Source organism: Klebsiella sp. HMSC16A12, assembly GCF_001808265.1.
Classification (GTDB): Bacteria; Pseudomonadota; Gammaproteobacteria; order Enterobacterales; family Enterobacteriaceae; genus Klebsiella; species Klebsiella pneumoniae.
In genome coordinates, this window is record NZ_KV792576.1 from 48,540 (window position 1) to 73,219 (window position 24,680).

Sequence of the window (24,680 nt, forward strand, 5' to 3'; positions counted from 1 at the left end):
TACCGCCAGCGCGCAGAAAGCGGAGCGTACACGAAGTACGTGAGCATTTGCTCGCTCCGCTCGTCCTTCGGACCGTCTTACAGACGTCCAAAACGCATAGCGTTTTGTCGAGCACTGCCGGAAGGCGAAATGGCAAGTAAACCAGCCCCTTTGCAGATTCTACAATCGCATAGGCATGACAACGTAGGCTGCGGATTGAGAGGCCGCATCCTCAATCTGCACGCTCGACACCGAATCCGTCAGCAGAATGCGTACATTCTCGCACTTCAGCGCATTCAGCACATCCAGCACATAGCTAACGTTGAAGCCAATCTCCATCTCCGTTCCGGCGTAGGTCACATCCAGAATCTCTTCCGCTTCTTCCTGTTCCGGGTTATTGGCGGTGATTTTCAGCTGGTTTTCGCTAACGTACAGCCGCACGCCGCGGAATTTCTCGTTGGAGAGAATCGCCGCGCGCGCAAAAGCCTGCTTCAGAATATCGCAGCCCGCTTCGAGGTGTTTATCCGGATTTTTCGGCAATACGCGGCGATAATCCGGGAAACGGCCATCAACCAGCTTAGAGGTGAAGATAAAATCGCCAACGTGGGCGCGGATATTGTTGCTGCCAATCTGCACGCGCAGCGGGGTATCGCCGCCGTCGAGCATCCGCATCAGCTCAATCACCCCTTTACGCGGCACGATCACCGAATGGTTCGGCAGCGACGCTTCCAGCGGCATCGAACAGACCGCCAGGCGGTGACCATCGGTGGCCACCGTGCGCAGTTCGCTGCCTTCGGTTTCAAACAGCATGCCGTTTAAGTAGTAACGAACATCCTGGTGCGCCATCGAGAACTGGGTGGCTTCGATCAGACGCTTCATGGTCGCCTGCGGCAGGGTAAACTCCACTTCACTCTGCCAGTCATCCAGATTCGGGAAATCGGCGGCGGGCAGGGTCGACAGCGAGAAGCGGCTGCGGCCGGAACGCACCAGCATGCGATCGCCTTCCAACTGAACCGCGATCTCCGCGCCTTCCGGCAGGCCGCGGCAGATATCAAAGAATTTCCGTGCCGGAACGGTCGTTGCGCCCGCTTCGTGCGGCTGAACCAGCGCCACGCGCGCCACCATCTCCATTTCAAGATCGGTACCGGTCAGCGACAGCGCGCCGTCCGCGACCTGAAGCAGCAGGTTACCGAGAATGGGCAGCGTCGGACGACCACCTAACGGACCGCTCACCTGTTGCAGCGGTTTTAATAAATGTTCACGTTCTACGGTAAATTTCATAGCGTCACGAGGATAATGTTCTGATTAAATTGGAAAAATCTTCTTTAATGTCGTGGCTTTCTTCACGCAGCTGCTCAATCTTGCGGCAGGCGTGCAGCACGGTGGTATGGTCTCGGCCGCCAAACGCATCGCCGATTTCCGGCAGGCTGTGGTTGGTCAGCTCTTTGGCCAGCGCCATCGCCATCTGGCGAGGACGCGCCACCGAACGGGAGCGGCGTTTGGACAGCAGGTCCGCTACCTTAATCTTGTAGTACTCCGCCACCGTCTTTTGAATATTGTCGATGGTGACCAGTTTTTCCTGCAGCGCCAGCAGATCGCGCAGCGCTTCGCGCACGAAATCGATGGTGATCGCCCGGCCGGTGAAGTTGGCGTTGGCGATAACGCGGTTCAGCGCCCCCTCCAGCTCACGCACGTTCGAGCGCAGACGCTTGGCAATAAAGAACGCCACTTCGCCCGGCAGGCGGATGTCGTTCTCGTCAGCTTTTTTCATCAGGATCGCGACGCGGGTTTCCAGCTCCGGCGGCTCGATCGCCACCGTCAGCCCCCAGCCGAAGCGGGATTTTAGACGATCCTCAACGCCGTTGATCTCTTTTGGATAACGATCCGACGTCAGGATGATCTGCTGATTACCTTCCAGCAGCGCATTGAAGGTGTGGAAAAACTCTTCCTGGGATCGTTCTTTATTGGCAAAGAACTGAATGTCATCGATCAGCAGGGCGTCAACGGAGCGGTAGTAACGCTTAAACTCTTCGATGGCGTTGTTCTGCAGCGCTTTAACCATGTCCTGAACGAAACGCTCGGAGTGCATATAGACCACTTTCGCGTTCGGCTTACGCGCCACAATGCCGTTCCCCACCGCGTGCAGCAGGTGAGTTTTACCCAGACCCGTCCCGCCATAGAGGAACAGGGGGTTGTAGGCGCCGCCCGGGTTATCCGCCACCTGACGCGCCGCCGCGCGGGCCAGCTGGTTAGATTTACCTTCGACGAAGTTATCAAACGTGTGTTTCACGTTAACGTTAGAGCGGTAGGTCGGCTCCGCCGGCGCCGGGACATTATCCCAGCCAGGGCGCACGATCGTCGGCGCCGCGCGCGCGGTCTGCACCTGCGCCGCCGGAATGGCCGCTGCAGCCGGGCTTACCGCCCCTTTCTGCAGCGAGCTGGCGGGCTTAGCGCCCACCTCAAAACGCAGCTGCGGGGCGTCCGCACCGCAAAAATCATTGAGGAGTCCATTGATATTATTGAGGTATTTGTCCCTTACCCAGTCGAGCACAAAACGGTTTGGCGCATACAGTGCCAGCGTGTTATCGCTCAGTTCCGCCTGCAATGGGCGGATCCACATGCTGAATTCTGTGGCTGGTAACTCATCCTGCAATCGGGCAAGACACTGCTGCCAAAGCGAAAGTGACACGGCGGACTCCACTCGAACATAAAATCGATATCAAAGAAAAACTGAAACAATCGTGATTGTTGGCACACGTCGACAAGACCCTGCATTAGCCGAAAAGCCCCTGCACAAAAGGGGTGACGTGCGAACCGCTATCTGCGGTTATTACCCGCTGCGGATCCGGGGATCGCGATCGGGACCGGGGATCATAGCCTAAACTGAGAAAGAGATCTTGTGTTTCTCAACAGATTCTTCCCGATTTATCCACAGGAAGGATCGAAACCGGGTAAGTGTAATCGATCCTGCGGGGAGTGAAGCACGATTTCCGCCGCATATTGGAAAAATTAATGAGCTATGCCGCTTTTGGGCGGAAACGATCTAATAAAGATCCTTGCGGATCCTTGCGCTTTACTGGCCAGGCCGTATAATCCCCCACCCGGCGCGTAATGCCCGTTTTCGTCACGCGTCTCAGCTTATTTTTTGTGCGACGAGGTGCGAGAAATAAGGAAAGAGAATTGACTCCGGAGTGTACAATTATTACAATCCGGCCTCTTTAATCACCCACGCTGAGGCGTAAGTCGTTCGAAGTTCGTTCGGGTCTACGCAAAAGTCAGTGAATTTATTCAAGTTTAGGTAGAAATCGCCATGAAACGCACTTTTCAACCGTCTGTACTGAAGCGCAACCGTTCTCACGGCTTCCGTGCTCGTATGGCTACTAAAAATGGTCGTCAGGTTCTGGCACGTCGTCGTGCTAAAGGCCGCGCTCGTCTGACCGTTTCCAAGTAATAAAGCTAACCCTGCGTGGTTAAGCTCGCATTTCCCAGGGAGTTACGCTTGTTAACTCCCAGTCATTTCACTTTCGTCTTCCAGCAGCCACAACGGGCTGGCACGCCGCAAATCACCATCCTCGGCCGCCTGAATTCGCTGGGGCATCCCCGCATCGGTCTCACCGTCGCCAAGAAAAACGTGAAACGCGCACATGAACGCAATCGGATTAAACGTCTGACGCGTGAAAGTTTTCGTTTGCGTCAACATGAACTCCCGCCAATGGATTTCGTGGTGGTGGCGAAAAGAGGGGTTGCCGACCTCGATAACCGTGCTCTCTCGGAAGCGTTGGAAAAATTATGGCGCCGCCATTGTCGCCTGGCTCGCGGGTCCTGATCGGCCTGATTCGAGTTTATCAGCGCCTGATTAGTCCGCTACTCGGGCCGCATTGTCGTTTCACCCCAACCTGTTCTCAATACGGAATTGAGGCCTTACGCAGGTTTGGAGTGATAAAAGGCAGTTGGTTGACGATGAAACGCGTATTAAAATGCCACCCTTTACACCCTGGTGGTGACGATCCCGTCCCGCCTGGACCATTTGATACCAGAGAACACTAACGATGGATTCGCAACGCAATCTTCTTATCATCGCTTTGTTGTTCGTGTCTTTCATGATCTGGCAAGCCTGGGAGCAGGACAAAAATCCGCAGCCCCAGCAGCAGACCACGCAGACTACGACCACAGCAGCGGGTAGCGCCGCCGACCAGGGCGTACCGGCCAGTGGCCAGGGGAAACTGATTACGGTTAAAACCGACGTGCTTGAGCTGACTATCAACACCAACGGTGGCGATATTGAGCAGGCGCTGCTTCTGGCGTATCCAAAAACGCTGAAATCGACCGAACCGTTCCAGTTACTGGAAACCACGCCGCAGTTTGTCTACCAGGCGCAGAGCGGCTTAACCGGCCGTGACGGTCCGGATAACCCGGCAAACGGCCCGCGTCCGCTGTACAACGTCGATAAAGAGGCGTTTGTGTTGGCCGATGGCCAGGATGAGCTCGTTATCCCGCTGACCTACACTGACAAAGCCGGCAACGTCTTCACCAAAACCTTCACCCTGAAGCGCGGTGGCTATGCGGTGAACGTGGGTTACAGCGTGCAGAATGCCAGCGAGAAGCCTCTGGAAGTCTCGACCTTCGGTCAGTTGAAGCAGACCGCTGCGCTGCCGACCAGTCGCGATACGCAGACCGGAGGCCTGTCCACGATGCATACTTTCCGTGGCGCCGCGTTCTCCACTGCGGATTCGAAATACGAGAAATATAAATTCGATACCATTCTGGATAACGAAAACCTGAACGTCAGCACCAAAAACGGTTGGGTTGCCATGCTGCAGCAGTACTTCACCACCGCATGGGTGCCGCGGAATAACGGGACGAATAACTTCTACACCGCCAACCTCGGCAACGGCGTTGTCGCTATTGGCTACAAATCGCAGCCGGTACTGGTGCAGCCAGGCCAGACCGACAAACTGCAGAGCACGCTGCGGGTCGGCCCGGCTATTCAGGACAAAATGGCTGCCGTTGCGCCGCACCTGGATCTGACCGTCGACTACGGCTGGCTGTGGTTCATCTCCCAACCGCTGTTCAAGCTGCTGAAATTCATCCACAGCTTCCTCGGCAACTGGGGCTTCTCGATCATCGTTATCACCTTTATCGTTCGTGGCATCATGTACCCGCTGACCAAAGCGCAGTACACCTCCATGGCGAAGATGCGCATGCTGCAGCCGAAGATTCAGGCCATGCGTGAGCGTCTGGGCGACGATAAACAACGTCAAAGCCAGGAGATGATGGCGCTGTATAAAGCGGAAAAAGTAAACCCGCTGGGCGGCTGCTTCCCGCTGATTATTCAGATGCCGATCTTCCTTGCGCTGTACTACATGCTGAGCGCCTCGGTTGAACTGCGTCATGCGCCGTTTATCCTGTGGATCCACGACCTGTCTGCTCAGGACCCGTACTACATCCTGCCGATCATCATGGGCGCGACCATGTTCTTCATCCAGAAGATGTCGCCGACCACCGTGACCGACCCGATGCAGCAGAAGATCATGACCTTTATGCCGGTCATCTTCACGGTGTTCTTCCTGTGGTTCCCGTCTGGCCTGGTGGTGTACTACATCGTCAGCAACCTGGTCACCATTATTCAGCAGCAGCTGATTTACCGTGGTCTGGAGAAACGTGGCCTGCATAGCCGCGAGAAGAAGAAATCCTGATACTCTTCATTCTTCAAGCCGCAGATGCGTTGGCTTCATTAGTTCGCCCCAGTCACTTACTACAGTAAGCTCCTGGGGCCTCACTAACTTGCCGCCTTTCTGCAACTTGAATTATTTCGAGTATCTACGGTAGCGTTAATGCCAGAGAAGGCGGTCAATGGACCGCCTTTTTTACATCTACATAGAGAGTCACCATGAGCCATAACGACACTATCGTCGCCCAGGCAACCCCTCCGGGACGCGGGGGTGTGGGCATCCTGCGTATCTCCGGCCTTAAGGCGCGCGACGTCGCGCAGGCGGTGCTGGGCAAGCTGCCGAAGCCGCGCTATGCCGACTACCTGCCGTTCAACGACGTTGACGGTACCCCGCTGGATCAGGGGATTGCGCTGTGGTTCCCCGGGCCGAACTCCTTTACCGGGGAAGATGTGCTTGAGCTGCAGGGCCACGGCGGCCCGGTCATTCTCGACCTGCTGCTTAAACGTATTCTGACCCTGCCGGGCCTGCGCATCGCCAGGCCGGGTGAGTTTTCCGAGCGCGCGTTCCTCAACGACAAGCTCGATCTGGCGCAGGCAGAGGCCATCGCCGACCTTATCGACGCCAGTTCAGAGCAGGCGGCGCGCTCGGCGCTGAATTCGCTGCAGGGGGCGTTCTCCGCGCGGGTGAATCATCTTGTGGAAGCGCTCACTCACCTGCGCATCTACGTGGAAGCGGCCATTGACTTCCCGGATGAAGAAATCGATTTCCTTTCCGACGGCAAAATTGAAGCCCAGCTGAACGAGGTGATGGCCGATCTCGACGCCGTCCGCGCTGAAGCTCGTCAGGGCAGCCTGCTGCGCGAAGGGATGAAAGTGGTGATCGCCGGGCGGCCAAATGCCGGTAAATCAAGCCTGCTGAACGCCCTGGCGGGCCGCGAAGCGGCGATCGTCACCGATATCGCCGGTACCACCCGCGACGTGCTACGCGAGCATATCCATATCGACGGCATGCCGCTGCATATCATCGATACCGCAGGCCTGCGCGATGCTAATGACGAAGTGGAACGTATCGGCATCGAGCGCGCCTGGCAGGAGATTGCCCAGGCCGATCGGGTGCTGTTTATGGTCGATGGCACCACCACCGGCGCCGTTGACCCGGCGGAGATCTGGCCAGACTTTATCGAGCGCCTGCCCGCTAAATTGCCGATTACCGTGGTGCGCAATAAAGCCGATGTCACCGGCGAAGCGCTCGGTATCAGCGAAGTAAATGGCCACTCACTTATTCGCCTGTCGGCACGTACCGGCGACGGCGTGGAGGTGCTACGTAACCACCTCAAGCAGAGCATGGGCTTCGATACCAATATGGAAGGCGGCTTCCTCGCCCGCCGCCGTCACCTGCAGGCCCTGGAAGAGGCGGCGAACCATCTGCAGCAAGGCAAAGCCCAGCTGCTGGGCGCCTGGGCCGGCGAGCTGCTGGCGGAAGAGCTGCGCCTCGCGCAGCAGGCGCTGAGCGAGATCACCGGGGAGTTCACTTCCGACGATCTGCTGGGCCGCATCTTCTCCAGCTTCTGCATCGGTAAGTAACCGCCAGTCCGTAAACGTTCACTAACCCGTATTAACGCCGCGTTAATACGGGTTTTTTCTTGCCCTTTGCAACGCAACGTTCTCTACTTTTATCTCCCCCTCTGCCGCGAGACTAAAACATGACCGTTGAATATACCGTGATCGAGAAGGTGCCCTCCGCCGAAGCGTTTTGCCACCTGCGGGTAGCCGCCGGCATGTCGCCGCGCCCCCTGGAAGGCGCCAGAGCCGGACTGCCGCATAGCTGTTATGGCGTACATATCCTCTGGCAGGAGACGCCGATCGCGATGGGACGCATCGTCGGCGACGGCGCGATTAATTTCGATATTGTCGACGTCGCCGTCGATCCGGCTCACCAGGGAAAAGGCCTTGGCCGGCTGGTGATGGAGAAGCTGGTCGCCTGGCTGGACGCTAACGCCTTTGATGGCGCCTACGTTACGCTGGTGGCGGATGTGCCGGAACTGTACGCGAAGTTCGGCTTCGAAAGCGTTCGCCCGGAGAGCGAGGGGATGGCCCGCGTCTGGCGAACCCGCAGTCGTTAGCTCGCATTTCCTGCCAGGAAAAGAGCGTTGTCCAAATGGCAACTCGTCTTACGGCGCGTTCCTCACTATGCTGAACGCCATTCACATCGCGAGGATCCCATGACACGCTTTCTTCTCTGCAGCTTTGCCCTGGTTCTGCTCTACCCCTCCGGCATCGATATGTATCTGGTCGGCCTGCCGCGTATTGCTCAGGACCTGGGGGCCAGCGAGGCGCAATTACATATCGCCTTCTCGGTCTATCTGGCCGGTATGGCCTCCGCGATGCTGTTTGCTGGCCGCATCGCCGACCGCTCGGGGCGTAAGCCTGTCGCTATTGTAGGTGCAGCGATCTTTGTTATCGCCTCCCTGCTCTGCGCCCAGGCGCATACCAGCAGCCACTTCCTCATCGGACGCTTTATCCAGGGGATCGGCGCCGGCAGCTGCTACGTGGTGGCTTTCGCTATCCTGCGCGATACGCTGGACGACCGTCGCCGCGCCAAGGTGCTGTCGTTGCTCAACGGCATCACCTGCATTATCCCCGTCCTGGCGCCGGTGCTTGGCCACCTGATTATGCTGAAATATCCGTGGCAGAGCCTGTTCTACACGATGACCGGCATGGGCGTCATGGTCGCTGTGCTGTCGGTCTTTATCCTGCGTGAAACGCGGCCGACGGCGCCTCCGCAGGCAGCGTCACCGCAGCATGACGCTGGCGAATCGCTGTTGAACCGCTTTTTCCTCAGCCGCTTACTCATTACCACCCTCAGCGTGACGGTGATCCTGACCTACGTTAACGTCTCGCCGGTACTAATGATGGAAGAGATGGGGTTCGACCGGGGAACTTACTCAATGGCGATGGCTCTGATGGCGATGATCAGCATGGCGGTCTCCTTCTCAACGCCGTTCGCCCTGTCGCTGTTTAACCCCCGCACCTTAATGCTGACCTCACAGGTGCTGTTTCTGGCGGCAGGCGTGACGCTGAGCCTCGCCACTCGCCAGGCCGTCACCCTGATCGGGCTGGGCATGATTTGCGCCGGCTTCTCCGTTGGGTTCGGCGTCGCGATGAGCCAGGCGCTGGGGCCGTTCACGCTGCGCGCGGGCGTCGCCAGCTCGGTCCTCGGCATCGCGCAGGTGTGCGGTTCATCGCTGTGGATTTGGCTCGCCGCCATCATCGGACTCAGCGCAATGAATATGCTGATCGGGATACTCATTGCCTGTAGCATAGTGAGCCTTGTTTTGTTACTGGTCGTCACCCCGCCGCGGGTTGCGCAATACGATGAAGAAGCCGCTGTCGAGTCTTGATCTTAATTTACTCCTCTGCCTGCAGCTCCTGACCCAGGAGCTCAGCGTTACCCGTACGGCGAAGCGGATGAACGTTTCGCCGTCAGCGGTGAGCAAGTCGCTGGCCAAACTGCGCGCCTGGTTTGACGATCCGCTGTTTGTGAAAACCCCGCTGGGCCTGGCGCCCACGCCGCTGGTCAGCAGCATGGAGCAGGATCTGGCGGACTGGATGCAGATGGGCAACCAAATCCTCGATAAACCGCACCATACCATGCCAAGCGGCCTCAAATTCGAACTGGCGGCGGAAGCGCCGCTGCTGATGATCCTGTTTAACACCCTCTCTCAGCGCATCTATCAGCGCTATCCGCAGGCATTGATTCGTTTGCGCAACTGGGACTACGACTCCCTGGACGCCATCATCCGCGGTGAGGTGGATATCGGCTTCTGCGGACGCGAAAGCCATCCGCAGTCGCGTGAGCTGCTGAGCCTGCTGCCGTGGTATATCGATTTTGATGTGCTGTTCACCGACCTGCCGCAGGTCTGGCTGCGCGCCGATCATCCGGCGCTCAGGGAAGAGTGGGATCTGGCGGCATTCTTACGCTATCCGCATATCACTATCTGCTGGGAACAACGCGATACCTGGGCCCTGGACGACGTGCTGCAGGAGCTGGGGTATAAGCGTAACGTGGCGCTGACCGTGCCGGGGTTTGAGCAATCACTTTTTATGGCCGCTCAGCCGCAGCACACCATGCTGGCCACCGCGCCGCGCTACTGTCAGCACTATAATCAGCAGCACCAGCTGCCGCTCGTCTCCCGGCCGCTCCCCCTGGAGGCGCAGCATCTGGAAAAGCTGCGCGTTCCCTTCACCCTGCTATGGCATAAGCGCAACAGCTACAACCCGAAGCTTGTCTGGCTTAGAGATACGCTGAAAGCGCTCTATTCCGGTACGCTTTAAGCCTTGTTTCGTGCCCATAGCACCTTATTTGCGCAAGAATTTGTAAAATTCAAACAAATTCCCTTTTCAATGGGGGATTTCGGCATTAAAACCTGTTAATACCAGGCGATAATAGCGCCCGCAGTTTTATCCAGACCATTACTCACGGAGCGACGTATGGCAACGCATTTTGCAAGAGGGATACTCAGTACCGGGGAGCCGCTATCGACACGTTTGTCAGCGGCCTGTCATCAATCCGCACGTCTTCTCCCGACATATCGCCAGGCTCGCTTTTGCGCGTCGCGCTCGCTGCTTGCCGAGCTGCTGTTTATGCTTTACGGCATCAGCGAGCTGCCTGAAATCATCAACGAAGCCAATGGCCGACCGGTTTTTAGCGATCGCCAACTGCCCCGCTTTTCGATCGCTTATACTGGCAATATCGTTGGTGTTGCCCTCACCACCGAGGGGGATTGTGGCCTCGACATGGAACTGCAGCGCACTGTCCGCAGCCACGACGCCGACCGGCACAATTTCAGCAACAATGAGAATCTGTGGATTAACATACAGCATGATCCGGACGAAGCGCGCAGCCAGCTGGTAGCGCTGCGCCGCAGCGTGCTAAAGCTGACCGGCGAAGCATCAACGCAGCTGCAGCTGCTGCCCGGCTCTGGCCGCCTGCGCACCGCCGGCAGTCAGCCAATCGAAGCGGTATGTGACGCCGAATCGCTGCTGGTATGGTCCATTGCCGCTACCCCGAACATCGGCTCGCTGAAGGTCTGGGAATATGATGCTAAGGGAGGTGACTGGCGCAGCCTGGCTGATGCGCAGCAGCGCGCACGCGAACCGTCAGCCCGCCTGATGCGCTTTACCAGCTTACCCATGGAAAAAACCTTATCCCTCAATTGACCGGTCTTGCCGGCATCATGATCCAAAGGAGCAATCATGTCAGATACCTTGAAAGTGGTTACGTTACTCGGCAGCCTGCGTAAAGGGTCGTTTAATGGAATGGTCGCGCGCACCCTGCCCGGCATCGCGCCAGCGGGCATGGATATCTCCGCGCTGCCGTCGATCGGTGATATCCCGCTGTACGATGCTGATATGCAGGAGGAAGAAGGTTTTCCGCAGCGCGTGCAGGAGATTGCGCAACAGATCCGCGAGGCGGATGGGGTAGTGATAGTCACTCCAGAATATAACTATTCCGTGCCTGGCGGCCTGAAAAACGCCATCGACTGGCTCTCACGTCTGCCGGAACAGCCGCTGGCCGGCAAACCGGTACTGATCCAGACCAGCTCCATGGGCGCTATCGGCGGGGCTCGCTGCCAGTATCATCTGCGGCAGATTCTGGTCTTCCTCGATGCGATGGTCATGAACAAGCCGGAGTTTATGGGCGGCGTCATCCAGAACAAAGTCGATCCACAGGCGGGTGAAGTGGTCGATCAGAGCACGCTGGACCATCTGCGCGGCCAGCTGACCGCCTTTGGCGACTATATTCGGCGGGTTAAAGCATAAAAAAAGCCCGGCAGCGATGCCGGGCTTTTTCATCATGCGTGCGGATTAATGTGCATCGATAAAGACAATTTTCAGCACGAACAGCAGCGAAACGATAATCACACACGGGCTGAGCTCGCGCAGCCGGCCGGTACCGATCTTCATCACGCAGTAAGAGATAAAGCCCAGGGCGATACCTTCGGTGATCGAGAAGCTAAACGGCATCATCACTGCGGTGATGAACGCAGGCACCGCCTCGGTCAGGTCGCTCCACTTCACGCGCGCGAGGCTGGAGGTCATCAGCACGCCAACGTATATCAGCGCGCCCGCGGCGGCATAGCCAGGAACCATCCCCGCCAGCGGAGAGAGGAAAATAACCAGCAGGAACAGGATACCAACGACAACGGCGGTCAGGCCGGTACGCCCGCCCACGGAAACGCCGGAAGAAGATTCGATATAGGCCGTCACCGACGAGGTACCGATGAAGGAGCCCGCCACCGACGAGACGCTATCGACAAACAGCGCTTGCTTCATGCGCGGGAATTTACCGTTGGCATCCGCGAGACCCGCTTTATCCGTCACGCCAATCAGCGTCCCGGAGGAGTCAAACAGGTTGACCAGCATAAAGGAGAAGATCACGCCGGCCAGGCCCAGGTTCAGGGAGCCCGCCAGATCGACCTGACCAATCACCGAAGCCACGCTCGGCGGCGCCGAGACGATCCCGGTGTAATGCACGTCGCCCAGCATCCAGCCCAGCAGGGTGGTCACAACGATAGAGACCAGTACCGCGGCGTGAATGTTGCGCGACGCCAGAATCGCGATGATAAAGAAGCCCAGCACGCCCAGCAGTACGCTGTGGGAAGTCAAATGACCAATGCTGACCAGCGTTTCCGGATTGGCGACAATCACCCCGGCGTTTTTCAGGCCCATCATGCCGATAAACAGGCCGATACCGCTGGTGATACCTACACGCAGGCTAAGCGGAATATTGGCGATCATCCAGTAACGTACGCGGAAGATGGTCAGCAGCAGCAGGCCCACGGCGCCCCAGAAGATGGCGCCCATGCCCACCTGCCACGGCAGCCCCATCGCCTGCACCACCACAAAGGCGAAAAAGGCGTTCAGGCCCATCGCCGGCGCCAGGGCGACCGGCAGGTTCGCGAACAGACCCATTAGGATACTGCCGAAAGCGGCAATCAGACAGGTGGTCACAAACACGGCGCTGGTATCCATGCCCGCTACGCCAAGAATTTGTGGGTTAACAAAAACGATATACACCATCGTCAGGAACGTGGTGAAACCGGCGATGGCTTCGGTGCGCACCGTGGTGCCGTGCTCGCGCAGCTTAAATACGCGCTCCAGCAGACCCTGGCCAGAAGACTGGCTGGTTTGTTGTTGACTCATTATCGGTTTCCGAACGTAAGGAGGGAAAATTCGAGGCTATCCTATACCAAATTACGGCACCAGGCGCGGTTGTATGGTAATTTTTTTTCATTTATTTTGCTTATACGGCAACGATTGCGTCGCGGCATTGAGCATTACGAAAACGTTAAACTTGTTAATATGGAAAGGCTATGACTCAACCAGAAGCAGTATTTTTTGACTGTGACGGCACGCTGGTCGACAGCGAGGTGATTTGCTCCCGCGCCTACGTTCACATGTTTCAGGAATTCGGCATTACGCTGGACCTCGCCGAGATTTTTAAGCGCTTCAAAGGTGTGAAGCTGTACGAAATTATCGACACCATCAACGCTGAGTATGGCGTTAATCTGCAAAAGGCCACCCTGGAGCCGATTTACCGGGCGGAGGTCGCTCGCCTGTTCGATAGCGAGCTGGAGGTGATTCCCGGAGCCCAGGCGCTGCTGGATGCGGTAAGCGTCCCGATGTGCGTGGTTTCCAATGGCCCGGTCAGTAAGATGCAGCACTCGCTCGGACGCACCGGCCTGCTGCGCCATTTCACTGACCGCTTGTACAGCGGCTACGATATTCAGCGCTGGAAGCCCGACCCGGCGCTGATGTTTCATGCGGCAGAGGCCATGCAGGTAAAAGCCGAAAACTGTATTCTGGTGGATGACTCCAGCGCCGGCGCTCAGTCGGGGATTGCCGCCGGCATGGAAGTGTTTTATTTCTGCGCCGATCCGCACAACCAGCCGATCGATCATCCCAAAGTGACGACCTTTACCGATCTGGCAGAGCTGCCGGCATTGTGGCAGGCGCGCGGCTGGGATATCACGCGTTAAGGGCCTGGTGAGCGGCACGTTGGCATCGATGCCCCCCCGCTATGCATCTGCGTAAGCGGGGAATAGAACTAGCGGCTTTTTATTGCTGCAATTCTGCCGCCGCCGCTTTATCGGCAATAATCACCAGTGAAGGGTGCAATTTGAGCACTGAAGCCGGCACCTGCACGCTGACCGGACCTTCCACCACTTGCTTTAACGCGTGCGCTTTTGCCGCACCGCTGACAATTAGCAATAAATTTTTCGCCGCCATCACGCTTCTCGGCCCCATGGTGACATAGCTGTTTGGTACTGCCGAGATATCCCCGCCCATCTCGCTGTTAGCGATAAGAGCAATCATTTCCCCATGAATCGGCACTTCGACCGTCTGATCATGAAAGCGGGTGGTATTCGGCAGGTTGCCGCAAAAATGGCCGTCGGCCCCCAGCCCCAGCACCATCAGATCCAGACCGCCAGCCTCTTCCAGCTGGCGATCGTGCTGAGCGGCGTTGTCCAGCGTCAGCTTGTGAATGTTCTCTTCTTTGATCTGCGCCGGGGTAAAAAACAGCTGGCGCAAATTAGATATCGTGACGCCTTCTCGCGACTGGTCGCGAAAAGGGATCTCATCGAAGTTGTAATAGTGCACCCGATCATAGAATGCTTTGCCTTTCACGGCGGCGGTCAAATGCTCATACATCCGCTTTGGCGTGCTCCCCGCCGTCACCGCCAGATTCACCCGCCGCGGCACCGTGATATAGCCCAGAACATGATGGCTGGCGACCAGGCTCATCTCTTCATAATCTTCGGTCACAATCATTTTCATCTTGTCGTCCTTCACAAGCACAAAACGGGGGCTGAAGGCCCCCTAAAGGTTATTTAAACAGTTTTTGCACAAACTCGGCGTAGGCCGGGCGCCAGACGTCCATTTCATGGTTCAGGCCGGGATACTGGTGGTAATCAAATTTAATCTGCTGTTTTTCCAGCTCGCTTTTCAGACCAGCAATGTCTTTACCGGTCACAGAATCTTTTTCCCCGACGACCACGGTAAAGTTACGCAGCTGCTTATTGATCGCGTCAGGCTGCTTCAGCTGCGCTTCCACGCCGGCATTCGGCACCGTGGTAGTCGTAACGCCGCTAAAGGTGGCGAGCCAGCCAAAGCTCTCCAGATGATTCATTCCGGAAACCAGCGCCTGATAACCGCCCTGCGAGAGGCCCGCCAGCGCCCGACCGTCGGCATCTTTACGCACGTTAAATCGGGCATCTATCAGCGGAATAATATCCTGCATGAGCTCTTTATCCGCCGCCTGCGCATTAAGTGGATAGAAGGTTTTGCGCCGCTCCTGCGGAGGGAAGTTTTCCGCGACCGCTTCCGGGATATCGGTTTCGGTATCCGGGACCACCACCAGCATCGGCTTAATCTTGCCCTCCGCCAGCAGGTTATCCATGATTTGCGGGATCCGCCCCTGATCGATGGCCGACAGGCCGCTGTCGCCAAAGCCATGATAGAAATAGAGCACCGGCAGCGGATCGCCGGTTCCGCTATAGCCCGGCGGCGTCCAGACATAGAGACGACGTTCGGCGTTCAGAGCCTTCGAGTGATAGGTGAGGGTGCGCAGATCGCCATGCGCAACCTCCCGATCGTCAAGAATACTGCCCGGCACCAGAATCAGACTGGTGTTCACCTGGCGCTGCGGCTTCTGATAGCGGCTGCCGGTATCTACCGAGCGGAAGCCATCCACATCGAAATAGTATTCATAGAGATTGGGCTTCATCGGCTCGCTTTTCCATGTCCAGACTCCGTCCGCTGCCTTGGTCATGTCGTGCGAGACAAAGGAGTCCGGCGTGGCGCCAGTCACTATCGAGACCCGCCGGGCATCAGGGGCAAACAAGCGGTAGGTGAGACTCTTATCCGCGTTAACCTGGGTGATAAAGTGGCTCACCGGCAGGCTTGGGTCCGGCATCGCGGGTAATGGCGCCGCCTGGAGGGTAAACGCCGCGCCCGCCAGCGCCAGGGCGAAATAAATTGCATGTCGTTTCATCGTTGTTCCTCTTTCGTTGTGTCCGTTCAGTTATCGTCTCACCACCAGATTTCCGCCTGCGCCCCCACGGCAAACTGATCGTTCTTCCCGTCTTCAAAAATGCTGGTGGTATTATTCGCGGCCTTATCCAGGTCAATATCCTTCGCTTTAATATAGGTGGCATAGAAACGAATTTCCGGGCGCGAGGTCAGCATACTGGTATTGACTTTGAAGGTATGGAACAGCGTGGTCTTGTAGCCGGACTCGTTATATTTCTTGCCGGTAACATCTTTGTTTTGCTGTTTGAAGTACCCCAGCTCGACGCCGGTCTGGTTATATTTATCCCAGATATAAGCCGGTCGCAGAACCGTACGGATAGATTCAAAATCGGAGTGGGCTCCGGTTTCGTAGCTATAGACGTCGTTACCAAAAGAGTAGACGATGGCATTCGCCATAATAACGTCATCGCGTAAATAGGTTTCCCCCTGCGAGGTTAAGCGCACGGCGGTGCCATTGGTATGATCGCCATAATAGCGGCCATTAAAGGTGGTATAGGGGCTGGATCCGGCATAGCGTGAGAAGCTGCTGGCAATAGAGTTATTGGCCAGTAAGAAAGAGAATTCGTTAAAGCCGCCGTTAGCAAATTTCTGCGTTAACGAGGTACCAGCCATCCAGGTATCTTTCCACGGATAATAACCTTCATTGCCCTCTTTATATTTCTCAGAGGAACTTTGGTTGGCGGCGACATAGCGTCCGCTAACCATCAGGCTGGCTTTATCCCACAGCGGAATCTCTTTGTAACGAACGTCCAGGGTGTTGGTGTTAATTTGCTGCTTATTGCTTAAAGAACGGTCATAATCATCGACATCTTCGCGAATCAACGCGATATCGAATTTCCCGGCGCCCACCTGCCAGTTTTCCAGCCCTACGCCGGCCGCCGCATCGGTTCTCTGCGTTTTCCAGTCCAGCATCTGGATTTCAATTTTTGGCGCCCCGTGTTTGCCGACCCAGAAATCGGCTTCCGGCGCAAACGGCAGGAACCCTTTGGTGTTAACATACATATCCGAGAATTGAATGTAGTTTTCGCCGCCGGCATTGTCACCAAACCAGCCAGTGGAATACTGCTGGCCGACGTTCCCGTCGAGCATCACGATGGCGTCGACGCGTTTATCGCCTTCCTGAAACACCCGCTGCTTCAGCTGCAGATCGAACCAGCCGGAATATTCATTGCCCAGGCGGCCAAGCGAACCGATCGCCCATGATTTTGGCGAGCCGTGCGAGGCGGTCCCCCAGCCGGAACGGAAGTAGCCGTTATAGCTAAAGCCAATTTCATCTTTCACGAACTTGCTAAAGTCTTTCAGCGTCATCGCGCTGTAGGCTGGCGCGCCATCGGTGACAGGTTGTTGATTTTTAACCAGCACCGCATCCGGTTTAACCGCCGTTTTCGGCCCGGCGGTCGCCCCCCCGGTCTTGCGCTTCTGACCTTCCGCAGGAGGAGACCATGAGGCCCAAATCTGGTCTCTTTTTCTTTCCTGGTCCTGATATTTTTTGAGCTCTTTTTGCGTGTCTTTGAGCGCTTTTTCCAGCAGCTCAAGCCGTTGTTCCACCGTCAACTGGCTCGCTAGCAGATTAGTTGAATAACAAAGTGGCGCCAGCAAGACTATCGCCGAAGCGATCCTGTTTTTTCTCATCATAATATTCCCTTATATAATCATTGGCGTAAATAAAACACGACAACAACCCTATTCCGTGCCGGTGCTAATAGCCGTATCCATACCGTTTGACGTCGCGGCGGCTGTTATTTTTGCGGTTAGACAAAAACAAAAAAACCTGAAGAAGACCATCTGCCTTGGCAGATAATCCTCTTCAGGTTTTGCCCGCGCATCGCGGTAGCAACCCTCATTCAGCCATTATTGGCCCGCATAAAACAAAAAACCTGATATCGCCCCCAGGAGCAATATCAGGTTTTGCCTGCTGTCGCAGTCACAATCCGTTTAAACCATCCTGAGCGTTAAAACTCAGTGAGTGGCAGCTGATTGTTACGCGATAAAATGAATAACTCAAACGGGCAGATTGTTAATTGTGACGATAATCTCAGCAATCTCGCTGCCGCGGGGTAAAACATATCTAATTCTGATAAATCCATTTACCAGAATTAGACAGAATGATTATTACTCTTTCGGATCTTTGCCAGCGAGCAGTTTATCCAGTTCATCGCCGCCAACGTGACGGAAATCCTGACCTTTGACGAAGTAGAAAATATATTCGCAGATATTCTGGCAGCGGTCGCCGATACGCTCGATGGAGCGCGCGCAGAACAGCGCGGTCAGGACGCTGGGGATAGTGCGCGAGTCTTCCATCATGTAGGTCATCAGCTGACGCACGATGCCTTCATACTCCTGGTCGACTTTCTTATCTTCGCGATAGATACGTACCGCTTCGTCGAGATCCATACGCGCAAACGCATCCAGTACGTCATGCAGCATCTGCACCGTGTGGCGGCCCAGCGATTCGAGGCTCACCAGCAGCGGCTGGTGCTGCTGGGAAAACTTCTCCAGCGCGGTGCGGCAGATTTTATCCGCCACGTCGCCAATGCGTTCCAGCTCAGCGATAGTCTTGATGATCGCCATCACCAGGCGCAGGTCGCTGGCGGTCGGCTGGCGCTTGGCGATGATGCGCACGCACGCTTCATCGATAGCCACTTCCATCATGTTGACCTGCTTGTCGCCGTCGATGACGCGTTTCGCCAGATCGCTGTCCTGGTTATGCATGGCGGTGATGGCATCAGAGAGCTGCTGTTCCACCAGCCCACCCATGGTCATCACCTGGGTGCGGATATACTCCAGTTCAGCGTTGAACTGGCCGGAAATATGTTTGTTAAGATTTAGGTTGTCCATGGTGTCTCCTGATTGCCCAACTGGTGAGAGCCTGAAAGCACAAGGGCAAATCAACCGTAGCGGCCAGTAATATAATCTTCAGTTTGTTTCTTCGCGGGCTTAGTGAACAGGTCATCCGTGTTGCTGAACTCAATCAGCTCGCCAAGATACATAAATGCCGTATGGTCGGAGCAACGCGCAGCCTGCTGCATGTTGTGAGTCACGATAACGACGGTGTAGTCCTGTTTCAGCTCGGTGATCAGCTCTTCGATACGCCCGGTGGAGATCGGGTCCAGCGCGGAGCACGGCTCATCAAGCAGCAGCACTTCCGGGCGGATCGCGATACCGCGGGCAATGCACAGACGCTGCTGCTGACCACCGGAGAGAGAATACCCGCTCTGGTGCAGTTTATCTTTGGTTTCGTTCCATAATGCGGCTTTGGTCAGCGCCCACTGCACGCGCTCGTCCATATCGGCACGGGACAGCTTTTCAAACAGGCGCACGCCGAAGGCGATATTGTCGTATATGGACATCGGGAACGGCGTTGGTTTCTGGAACACCATGCCAACCTTAGCGCGCAGCAGGGCGATATCCTGGGTGTTAGTCAGAATGTTGTCGCCATCCAGCAGGATCTCACCTTCCGCGCGCTGCTCCGGATACAGTTCAAACATCTTGTTGAACGTGCGCAGCAGGGTGGATTTACCACAGCCTGACGGACCGATAAACGCCGTCACCTGGTTTTTGGTGATATCCAGGTTGATGTTCTTCAGGGCATGGAATTTGCCGTAGTAGAAGTTCAGGTTACGAACTGAAATCTTACCCGGAGCTGTATTCACCATACTCATCTCAATCTCTTCCTCATTCAGCGCAGCAGTTGCTGCGCTGCAAAAAATTAACCGTGTTTCTTCTTGGCGAAGATAACGCGCGCCAGGATGTTCAGCAGCAAGACGCACAGGGTGATAATCAACACCCCGGCCCATGCCAGTTGCTGCCACTCCGCAAACGGACTCATGGCAAATTTGAAAATGGTCACCGGCAGGTTAGCAATCGGCTGCATCATGTCGGTGCTCCAGAACTGGTTGGACAGCGCGGTGAACAGCAGCGGCGCCGTTTCCCCGGCGATACGGGCGATAGCCAGCAGGATCCCGGTCATAATCCCTGAGACGGAGGCTTTCAGGGTGATCGCCGAGATCATCTTCCACTTCGGCGTCCCCAGCGCATAGGCCGCTTCACGCAGGCTATCCGGCACCAGCTTCAGCATGTTTTCGGTGGTACGAATAACGATAGGCACCTGCAGCAGCGCCAGCGCGATAACGCCCGCCCAGCCCGAGAAGTGCTGCATCTGCGCCACCACAATGGTGTAGACGAACAGACCCACCACGATAGACGGCGCGGAAAGCAGAATGTCGTTGATAAAGCGGATGATTTCCGCCAGCACCGACTTGCGGCCATACTCCGCCAGATAAATTCCGGCGAGGATACCCAGCGGCGTACCAAATACGGTTGCCCACAGGATCAGCAGGCCGCTGCCGGCGAGGGCGTTAGCCAGTCCACCGCCCGCCGTATTCGGCGGCGGCGTCATTTCGGTGAACAGCGCCAGACTCATGCCGTCGAAACCGCGGGTTATCGTCGCCATCAGGATCCAGATAAGCCAGAACAAACCAAACGCCATGGTCGCCATCGACAGCGCCAGAGCGATACGGTTCTTCATGCGGCGTTTGGCCTGCATCTTGCGACGGGACTCCGCCAGTTCGGCGGTAGTTTGCAATTCAATGGTCGCCATTAGCGTGCCCCCTCATTCTTCGCGAGGCGCATAATCATAAACTTCGACGCGGCCAGAACGATAAAGGTGATAACGAACAGGATCAGGCCCAGCTCCATCAGCGCCGCCACGTGCAGGCCGGTTTCCGCTTCGGCGAACTCATTAGCCAGCGCGGAGGTAATACTGTTCCCCGGCATATACAACGAGATGCTGTCGAGCTGGTAGGTGTTGCCGATGATAAAGGTGACCGCCATGGTTTCACCCAGCGCGCGGCCCAGACCGAGCATCACCCCGCCGATCACCCCATTCTTGGTGAACGGTAAGACAATGCGCCAGATCACCTCCCAGGTGGTGCAGCCGATGCCATAGGCCGACTCTTTCATCATCACCGGGGTCTGTTCGAAAACATCGCGCATGACCGCGGCGATGTAAGGGATGATCATGATGGCCAGAATGACGCCAGCGGCGAGAATACCGATACCAAACGCCGGGCCGGCAAACAGCGCACCGACGAACGGGATGGTCGACAGAACGTTGCCGACCGGCTCCTGGAAGTAAGTCGCAAACAGCGGGGCGAAAATAAACAGGCCCCACATGCCGTACACGATGCTCGGGATTGCCGCCAGCAGCTCAATCGCAATGCCCAGCGGACGCTTGAGCCAGGCGGGGGACAATTCTGTCAGAAACAGCGCGATGCCGAAGCTCACCGGAACGGCGATCAGCAGCGCGATAAAAGAGGTGACCAGGGTTCCGTAAATCGGGACCAGCGCGCCGAAGATCTCGTTAGGCGCATCCCACTCTTTGGTCCACAAAAAGGCAAAGCCAAACTTTTGAATGCTCGGCCAGGAAGAGATGATCAGGGAAACGATGATGCCGCCCAGCATCAATAGCACAATCAGCGCAGCCAGTTTTACCAGCGCACTGAAAATCATGTCACCCTTTTTCCCCGGAGGGGTAAATGCAGGCTTGGTTGCAGCCATAGATTACTCTTTACGTATTAAAACTTGTTCGAATAAATGCCCGGTGGCGTTGGCTCCCGGGCCTACAGTCTGAACCGTAGGGCGGGCAGCGCCTGAACGCCCCCGCCATCTTCGTCAAAAATCTACTGTTAGTACAGCGCTTTACCGCTGCTGTCTTTGACGTTGGTTTTCCATGCCGCGCGAACCTGCTCTACCACGCTTTCCGGCAGCGTCGCGTAATCCAGCGCATTCGCTTCTTTCCCGCCGTTTTTATACGCCCAGTCGAAGAACTTCAGCACTTCAGCGGTCTGTTCCGGCTTGTTGGTCGCCTTATGCACCAGGATGAAGGTGGTTGAGGTGATCGGCCATGCATTTTCGCCTTTCTGGTTGGTCAGGTCCTGAGCGAAAGACTTGCTCCAGTCAACGCCTTTTGCGGCGTTAGCGAAGTTGTCTTCAGTCGGGCTAACCGGCTTGCCGTCGGCAGAGACCAGTTTGGTGTAGGCCAGGTTGTTTTGCTTAGCGTAAGCGTATTCGACGTAACCAATCGAGCCCGGCAGACGCTGAACAAAGGCGGCGATACCATCGTTGCCTTTACCGCCCAGACCGGTTGGCCAGTTTACGGTAGAGCCGGCGCCGATTTTCGATTTCCACTCTTCATTCACTTTGGACAGGTAGCTGGTGAAAACGAATGAGGTGCCTGAACCATCGGCGCGGCGGACCACGGCGATGTTCTGCGACGGCAGCTTCAGGCCCGGGTTGAGCTTAGCGATCGCTTCGTCATCCCATTTTTTAATTTTACCCAGGTAGATATCACCGAGGGTTTTGCCATCCAGCACCAGCTCGCCGGATTTCACGCCAGGCAGGTTAACCGCCAGTACCACGCCGCCAATCACAGTGGGGAACTGGAACAGACCTTCCTGGGTCAGTTTGTCATCAGCCAGCGGAGCATCAGAAGCACCGAAATCAACGGTGTTGGCAATAATCTGCTTAACGCCACCAGAGGAACCAATACCCTGGTAGTTCACTTTATTGCCGGTTTCTTTCTGATAGGTATCAGCCCATTTGGCATACACCGGCGCAGGGAAAGTTGCGCCTGCGCCAGTCAGGCTTGCTGCTGCAAAGGCAGAGAAAGCGCTCATCGATAAGGTCGCGGCGACAACTGTTGCGACGGTGGTACGCATAACGTTCATAATGTCTCCTGCTGGGATTCGTAAATCATTGTTTCGAGGCTATGGTGAGCAAAATAGGTCAAAGAGGTGACAGTAAAATGTACGAATTATGACAGTTTTATGACAGGTCGGGAGAGTGGATTTTACGCCAAATAATACGCTTATAACTCAGATGGTTATCTTTAATCATGACCGTGCAATGTCAAAATAATTTTCTTTTTATGACGGCGAAATCGGACCGTAAAACGATCGTTTGTCATCTACCGCCAGCCAAAATATTGCGCACGTAATCGATGGAAAACAGCAGGTGCAAATAAAAAGGGCCGCCGTCGGCAGCCCTTTGCAGGATAGGATGCTTTACTCAACCGTTACCGATTTCGCCAGGTTACGCGGCTGGTCAACGTCAGTGCCTTTGATCAGCGCGACGTGATAAGCCAACAGCTGCAGCGGAACCGTATAGAAGATAGGGGCGATGGTCTCTTCCACATGCGGCATCTCAATGATGTGCATGTTATCGCTACCGTTGAAGCCGGCTTCACCGTCGGCGAAGACGTATAGTTCACCGCCGCGGGCACGAACCTCTTCGATGTTGGATTTCAGTTTTTCCAGCAGTTCGTTGTTCGGCGCCACCACAATCACCGGCATTTCCGCATCAATCAGCGCCAGTGGGCCGTGCTTAAGCTCGCCCGCCGCATAGGCTTCCGCGTGAATGTAGGAGATCTCTTTCAGCTTCAGCGCCCCTTCCATAGCGATCGGATACTGATCGCCACGGCCAAGGAACAGCGCATGGTGCTTATCAGAGAAGCGCTCTGCCAGCTGCTCAATACGCTTGTCCTGGGAGAGCATCTGCTCGATACGGTTCGGCAGAGCCTGAAGGCCGTGCACGATATCATGCTCGATAGACGCATCCTGACCTTTCAGTCGCGCCAGTTTCGCCACCAGCATCAACAGCACGGTTAGCTGAGTGGTAAAGGCTTTGGTCGAGGCCACGCCGATTTCCGTTCCGGCTTTGGTCATCAGCGCCAGATCGGACTCGCGCACCAGCGACGAGCCCGGCACGTTGCAGATGGCCAGCGAGCCGAGATAGCCCAGCTCTTTCGACAGACGCAGCGCCGCCAGGGTATCGGCGGTTTCACCGGACTGGGAGAGGGTGATCATCAGGCTATTGCGACGCACTGCGGACTTGCGATAGCGGAATTCGGAGGCGATTTCCACATCGCACGGGACGCCGGCTAACGCTTCGAACCAGTAGCGGGAGACCATCCCGGAGTTATAGGAAGTCCCGCAGGCAACTATCTGAATATGTTCAACCTGAGCCAGCATTTCATTGGCGTTCGGCCCCAGTTCGCTGAGATCCACTTCGCCATGGCTGATGCGCCCGGTCAGGGTGTTCTTAATCGCGTTCGGCTGCTCGAAAATCTCTTTCTGCATATAGTGGCGGTAGATACCTTTATCGCCAGCGTCATACTGCAGATTGGATTCGATCTCCTGGCGCTTCACTTGCGCAGCGGACTTATCAAAAATCACCACCGAGCGGCGAGTCACTTCCGCAATATCGCCCTCTTCGAGGAAGATAAAGCGGCGGGTAACCGGCAGCAATGCCAGCTGGTCGGAGGCGATAAAGTTTTCACCCATCCCCAGGCCAATCACCAGCGGGCTACCGGAGCGGGCCGCCAGCAGAGTTCCCGGGTCACGGGTATCCATGATCACCGTACCGTAAGCGCCGCGCAGCTGCGGGATAGCGCGCAGGACGGCTTCACGCAAGGTACCGCCTTGTTCCAGCTCCCAGTGCACCAGATGGGCAATAACTTCGGTATCGGTCTCGGTGACGAAGACATAGCCGCGAGACTGCAGCAGGGCGCGCAGCGGCTCATGGTTTTCGATGATCCCGTTATGGACCACCACAATGTGTTCAGAAACATGCGGATGCGCATTGCTCTCAGACGGTTCGCCGTGCGTCGCCCAACGAGTATGGGCGATCCCGGTACCACCGTGTAACGGTTGCTCTTCTACCGCCTGAGCCAGCATCTGAACTTTACCCAGGCGACGCACGCGGGTCATATGACCTTCGCTGTCGACCACTGCCAGACCGGCAGAGTCATAGCCACGGTATTCCAGACGACGTAAACCTTCGAGAAGGATTTCAGCAATATCACGCTGCGCGACTGCGCCAACAATTCCACACATAGTTAAATTTCCTGATAATGGCGATATGCCATGCGTTGTCG

Annotated in this window: 23 protein-coding genes; 11 read left to right on the plus strand and 12 right to left on the minus strand. The window is 56.2% G+C overall.

Annotated features, from left to right (window positions below; all coding sequences use genetic code 11):
- Nucleotides 1–159: 159 nt before the first annotated feature.
- On the minus strand, nt 160–1,260 hold the full coding sequence (dnaN, locus tag HMPREF3140_RS09065) for a DNA polymerase III subunit beta (protein WP_004145090.1): 1,101 nt from the start codon (nt 1,258–1,260) through the stop codon (nt 160–162).
- 4 nt (nt 1,261–1,264) lie between these two features.
- The gene (gene dnaA / locus HMPREF3140_RS09070) at nt 1,265–2,668 is read right to left on the minus strand and encodes a chromosomal replication initiator protein DnaA (RefSeq protein WP_004151534.1); all 1,404 of its coding nucleotides are present in this window, start codon (nt 2,666–2,668) and stop codon (nt 1,265–1,267) included.
- 621 nt (nt 2,669–3,289) lie between these two features.
- On the opposite strand from dnaA, the gene rpmH reads away from it, so the two are divergent.
- From rpmH to HMPREF3140_RS09120, 10 genes are all read left to right on the plus strand, one after another.
- Nucleotides 3,290–3,430 carry a 50S ribosomal protein L34 gene (gene rpmH, locus HMPREF3140_RS09075; RefSeq protein ID WP_000831330.1) on the plus strand — a complete coding sequence of 47 codons (141 nt, stop codon included), beginning with the start codon at nt 3,290–3,292 and terminating at the stop codon, nt 3,428–3,430.
- Nucleotides 3,431–3,445: 15 nt separating this feature from the next.
- Nucleotides 3,446–3,805 (plus strand): ribonuclease P protein component, encoded by a 360-nt coding sequence (gene rnpA, locus HMPREF3140_RS27160; protein WP_004151535.1) that lies wholly within the window; start codon nt 3,446–3,448, stop codon nt 3,803–3,805.
- Nucleotides 3,769–4,026, plus strand: a complete 258-nt coding sequence (gene yidD, locus HMPREF3140_RS09085; RefSeq protein WP_004151536.1) for a membrane protein insertion efficiency factor YidD — start codon at nt 3,769–3,771, stop codon at nt 4,024–4,026. Before rnpA ends, yidD begins: the two co-directional genes overlap by 37 nt.
- 2 nt (nt 4,027–4,028) lie before the next feature.
- Nucleotides 4,029–5,675, plus strand: a complete 1,647-nt coding sequence (yidC, locus tag HMPREF3140_RS09090) for a membrane protein insertase YidC (RefSeq protein WP_070552942.1) — start codon at nt 4,029–4,031, stop codon at nt 5,673–5,675.
- 194 nt (nt 5,676–5,869) lie between these two features.
- On the plus strand, nt 5,870–7,234 hold the full coding sequence (gene mnmE, locus HMPREF3140_RS09095) for a tRNA uridine-5-carboxymethylaminomethyl(34) synthesis GTPase MnmE (RefSeq protein WP_004181597.1): 1,365 nt from the start codon (nt 5,870–5,872) through the stop codon (nt 7,232–7,234).
- 119 nt (nt 7,235–7,353) lie between these two features.
- A complete protein-coding gene (locus HMPREF3140_RS09100; RefSeq protein ID WP_004151539.1) occupies nt 7,354–7,773 on the plus strand; it encodes a GNAT family N-acetyltransferase in 420 nt (139 codons plus the stop codon).
- 99 nt (nt 7,774–7,872) lie between these two features.
- Nucleotides 7,873–9,051, plus strand: coding sequence for an MFS transporter (locus tag HMPREF3140_RS09105; protein ID WP_004151540.1), 1,179 nt, complete (start codon nt 7,873–7,875; stop codon nt 9,049–9,051).
- Nucleotides 9,026–9,985: an HTH-type transcriptional regulator YidZ gene (gene yidZ, locus HMPREF3140_RS09110; RefSeq protein ID WP_004211197.1), complete on the plus strand. Its 960-nt coding sequence runs from the start codon at nt 9,026–9,028 to the stop codon at nt 9,983–9,985. Before HMPREF3140_RS09105 ends, yidZ begins: the two co-directional genes overlap by 26 nt.
- A 309-nt stretch (nt 9,986–10,294) precedes the next feature.
- Nucleotides 10,295–10,870: a 4'-phosphopantetheinyl transferase family protein gene (locus HMPREF3140_RS09115; protein ID WP_004145098.1), complete on the plus strand. Its 576-nt coding sequence runs from the start codon at nt 10,295–10,297 to the stop codon at nt 10,868–10,870.
- A gap of 36 nt (nt 10,871–10,906) precedes the next feature.
- Nucleotides 10,907–11,473 (plus strand): NADPH-dependent FMN reductase, encoded by a 567-nt coding sequence (locus tag HMPREF3140_RS09120; RefSeq protein WP_021313050.1) that lies wholly within the window; start codon nt 10,907–10,909, stop codon nt 11,471–11,473.
- 45 nt (nt 11,474–11,518) lie between these two features.
- Here the strand turns inward: HMPREF3140_RS09120 and HMPREF3140_RS09125 are convergent, their stop codons facing one another.
- On the minus strand, nt 11,519–12,856 hold the full coding sequence (locus HMPREF3140_RS09125; RefSeq protein WP_004145100.1) for an NCS2 family permease: 1,338 nt from the start codon (nt 12,854–12,856) through the stop codon (nt 11,519–11,521).
- Between the two features lie 170 nt (nt 12,857–13,026).
- On the opposite strand from HMPREF3140_RS09125, the gene yieH reads away from it, so the two are divergent.
- Nucleotides 13,027–13,692 carry a 6-phosphogluconate phosphatase gene (gene yieH / locus HMPREF3140_RS09135; RefSeq protein WP_004145102.1) on the plus strand — a complete coding sequence of 222 codons (666 nt, stop codon included), beginning with the start codon at nt 13,027–13,029 and terminating at the stop codon, nt 13,690–13,692.
- 79 nt (nt 13,693–13,771) lie between these two features.
- Here the strand turns inward: yieH and HMPREF3140_RS09140 are convergent, their stop codons facing one another.
- From HMPREF3140_RS09140 to glmS, 9 genes are all read right to left on the minus strand, one after another.
- The gene (locus HMPREF3140_RS09140; RefSeq protein WP_032412649.1) at nt 13,772–14,491 is read right to left on the minus strand and encodes a glucosamine-6-phosphate deaminase; all 720 of its coding nucleotides are present in this window, start codon (nt 14,489–14,491) and stop codon (nt 13,772–13,774) included.
- 49 nt (nt 14,492–14,540) lie between these two features.
- Complete coding sequence (locus HMPREF3140_RS09145) at nt 14,541–15,707, minus strand: alpha/beta hydrolase-fold protein (RefSeq protein WP_070552943.1); 1,167 nt, start codon at nt 15,705–15,707, stop codon at nt 14,541–14,543.
- Between the two features lie 38 nt (nt 15,708–15,745).
- Nucleotides 15,746–17,380, minus strand: a complete 1,635-nt coding sequence (locus HMPREF3140_RS09150; protein WP_004150305.1) for a carbohydrate porin — start codon at nt 17,378–17,380, stop codon at nt 15,746–15,748.
- 477 nt (nt 17,381–17,857) lie between these two features.
- Nucleotides 17,858–18,583 carry a phosphate signaling complex protein PhoU gene (gene phoU / locus HMPREF3140_RS09160; RefSeq protein WP_004145007.1) on the minus strand — a complete coding sequence of 242 codons (726 nt, stop codon included), beginning with the start codon at nt 18,581–18,583 and terminating at the stop codon, nt 17,858–17,860.
- A 50-nt stretch (nt 18,584–18,633) separates the two neighbouring features.
- Complete coding sequence (gene pstB / locus HMPREF3140_RS09165) at nt 18,634–19,407, minus strand: phosphate ABC transporter ATP-binding protein PstB (RefSeq protein WP_004145006.1); 774 nt, start codon at nt 19,405–19,407, stop codon at nt 18,634–18,636.
- 47 nt (nt 19,408–19,454) lie between these two features.
- Complete coding sequence (gene pstA / locus HMPREF3140_RS09170; protein ID WP_004151547.1) at nt 19,455–20,345, minus strand: phosphate ABC transporter permease PstA; 891 nt, start codon at nt 20,343–20,345, stop codon at nt 19,455–19,457.
- Complete coding sequence (gene pstC / locus HMPREF3140_RS09175; protein ID WP_004145004.1) at nt 20,345–21,304, minus strand: phosphate ABC transporter permease PstC; 960 nt, start codon at nt 21,302–21,304, stop codon at nt 20,345–20,347. The genes pstA and pstC overlap by 1 nt, the downstream gene beginning before the upstream one ends.
- Nucleotides 21,305–21,432: 128 nt before the next feature.
- Nucleotides 21,433–22,473 (minus strand): phosphate ABC transporter substrate-binding protein PstS, encoded by a 1,041-nt coding sequence (pstS, locus tag HMPREF3140_RS09180; RefSeq protein ID WP_004150308.1) that lies wholly within the window; start codon nt 22,471–22,473, stop codon nt 21,433–21,435.
- 336 nt (nt 22,474–22,809) lie between these two features.
- The gene (glmS, locus tag HMPREF3140_RS09185) at nt 22,810–24,639 is read right to left on the minus strand and encodes a glutamine--fructose-6-phosphate transaminase (isomerizing) (RefSeq protein WP_004150309.1); all 1,830 of its coding nucleotides are present in this window, start codon (nt 24,637–24,639) and stop codon (nt 22,810–22,812) included.
- Nucleotides 24,640–24,680 lie beyond the last annotated feature (41 nt).

Excerpts from the sequence above, each read along its gene's own strand:
- dnaN (WP_004145090.1), bottom strand. The coding sequence starts at position 1,260 with ATGAAATTTACCGTAGAACGTGAACATTTATTAAAACCGCTGCAACAG.
- rpmH (WP_000831330.1), top strand. The coding sequence starts at position 3,290 with ATGAAACGCACTTTTCAACCGTCTGTACTGAAGCGCAACCGTTCTCAC.
- yidD (WP_004151536.1), top strand. The coding sequence starts at position 3,769 with ATGGCGCCGCCATTGTCGCCTGGCTCGCGGGTCCTGATCGGCCTGATT.
- yidC (WP_070552942.1), top strand. The coding sequence starts at position 4,029 with ATGGATTCGCAACGCAATCTTCTTATCATCGCTTTGTTGTTCGTGTCT.
- mnmE (WP_004181597.1), top strand. The coding sequence starts at position 5,870 with ATGAGCCATAACGACACTATCGTCGCCCAGGCAACCCCTCCGGGACGC.
- HMPREF3140_RS09100 (WP_004151539.1), top strand. The coding sequence starts at position 7,354 with ATGACCGTTGAATATACCGTGATCGAGAAGGTGCCCTCCGCCGAAGCG.
- HMPREF3140_RS09105 (WP_004151540.1), top strand. The coding sequence starts at position 7,873 with ATGACACGCTTTCTTCTCTGCAGCTTTGCCCTGGTTCTGCTCTACCCC.
- yidZ (WP_004211197.1), top strand. The coding sequence starts at position 9,026 with ATGAAGAAGCCGCTGTCGAGTCTTGATCTTAATTTACTCCTCTGCCTG.
- HMPREF3140_RS09115 (WP_004145098.1), top strand. The coding sequence starts at position 10,295 with ATGCTTTACGGCATCAGCGAGCTGCCTGAAATCATCAACGAAGCCAAT.
- HMPREF3140_RS09120 (WP_021313050.1), top strand. The coding sequence starts at position 10,907 with ATGTCAGATACCTTGAAAGTGGTTACGTTACTCGGCAGCCTGCGTAAA.
- HMPREF3140_RS09125 (WP_004145100.1), bottom strand. The coding sequence starts at position 12,856 with ATGAGTCAACAACAAACCAGCCAGTCTTCTGGCCAGGGTCTGCTGGAG.
- yieH (WP_004145102.1), top strand. The coding sequence starts at position 13,027 with ATGACTCAACCAGAAGCAGTATTTTTTGACTGTGACGGCACGCTGGTC.
- HMPREF3140_RS09140 (WP_032412649.1), bottom strand. The coding sequence starts at position 14,491 with ATGAAAATGATTGTGACCGAAGATTATGAAGAGATGAGCCTGGTCGCC.
- HMPREF3140_RS09145 (WP_070552943.1), bottom strand. The coding sequence starts at position 15,707 with ATGAAACGACATGCAATTTATTTCGCCCTGGCGCTGGCGGGCGCGGCG.
- HMPREF3140_RS09150 (WP_004150305.1), bottom strand. The coding sequence starts at position 17,380 with ATGATGAGAAAAAACAGGATCGCTTCGGCGATAGTCTTGCTGGCGCCA.
- phoU (WP_004145007.1), bottom strand. The coding sequence starts at position 18,583 with ATGGACAACCTAAATCTTAACAAACATATTTCCGGCCAGTTCAACGCT.
- pstB (WP_004145006.1), bottom strand. The coding sequence starts at position 19,407 with ATGAGTATGGTGAATACAGCTCCGGGTAAGATTTCAGTTCGTAACCTG.
- pstA (WP_004151547.1), bottom strand. The coding sequence starts at position 20,345 with ATGGCGACCATTGAATTGCAAACTACCGCCGAACTGGCGGAGTCCCGT.
- pstC (WP_004145004.1), bottom strand. The coding sequence starts at position 21,304 with ATGGCTGCAACCAAGCCTGCATTTACCCCTCCGGGGAAAAAGGGTGAC.
- pstS (WP_004150308.1), bottom strand. The coding sequence starts at position 22,473 with ATGAACGTTATGCGTACCACCGTCGCAACAGTTGTCGCCGCGACCTTA.
- glmS (WP_004150309.1), bottom strand. The coding sequence starts at position 24,639 with ATGTGTGGAATTGTTGGCGCAGTCGCGCAGCGTGATATTGCTGAAATC.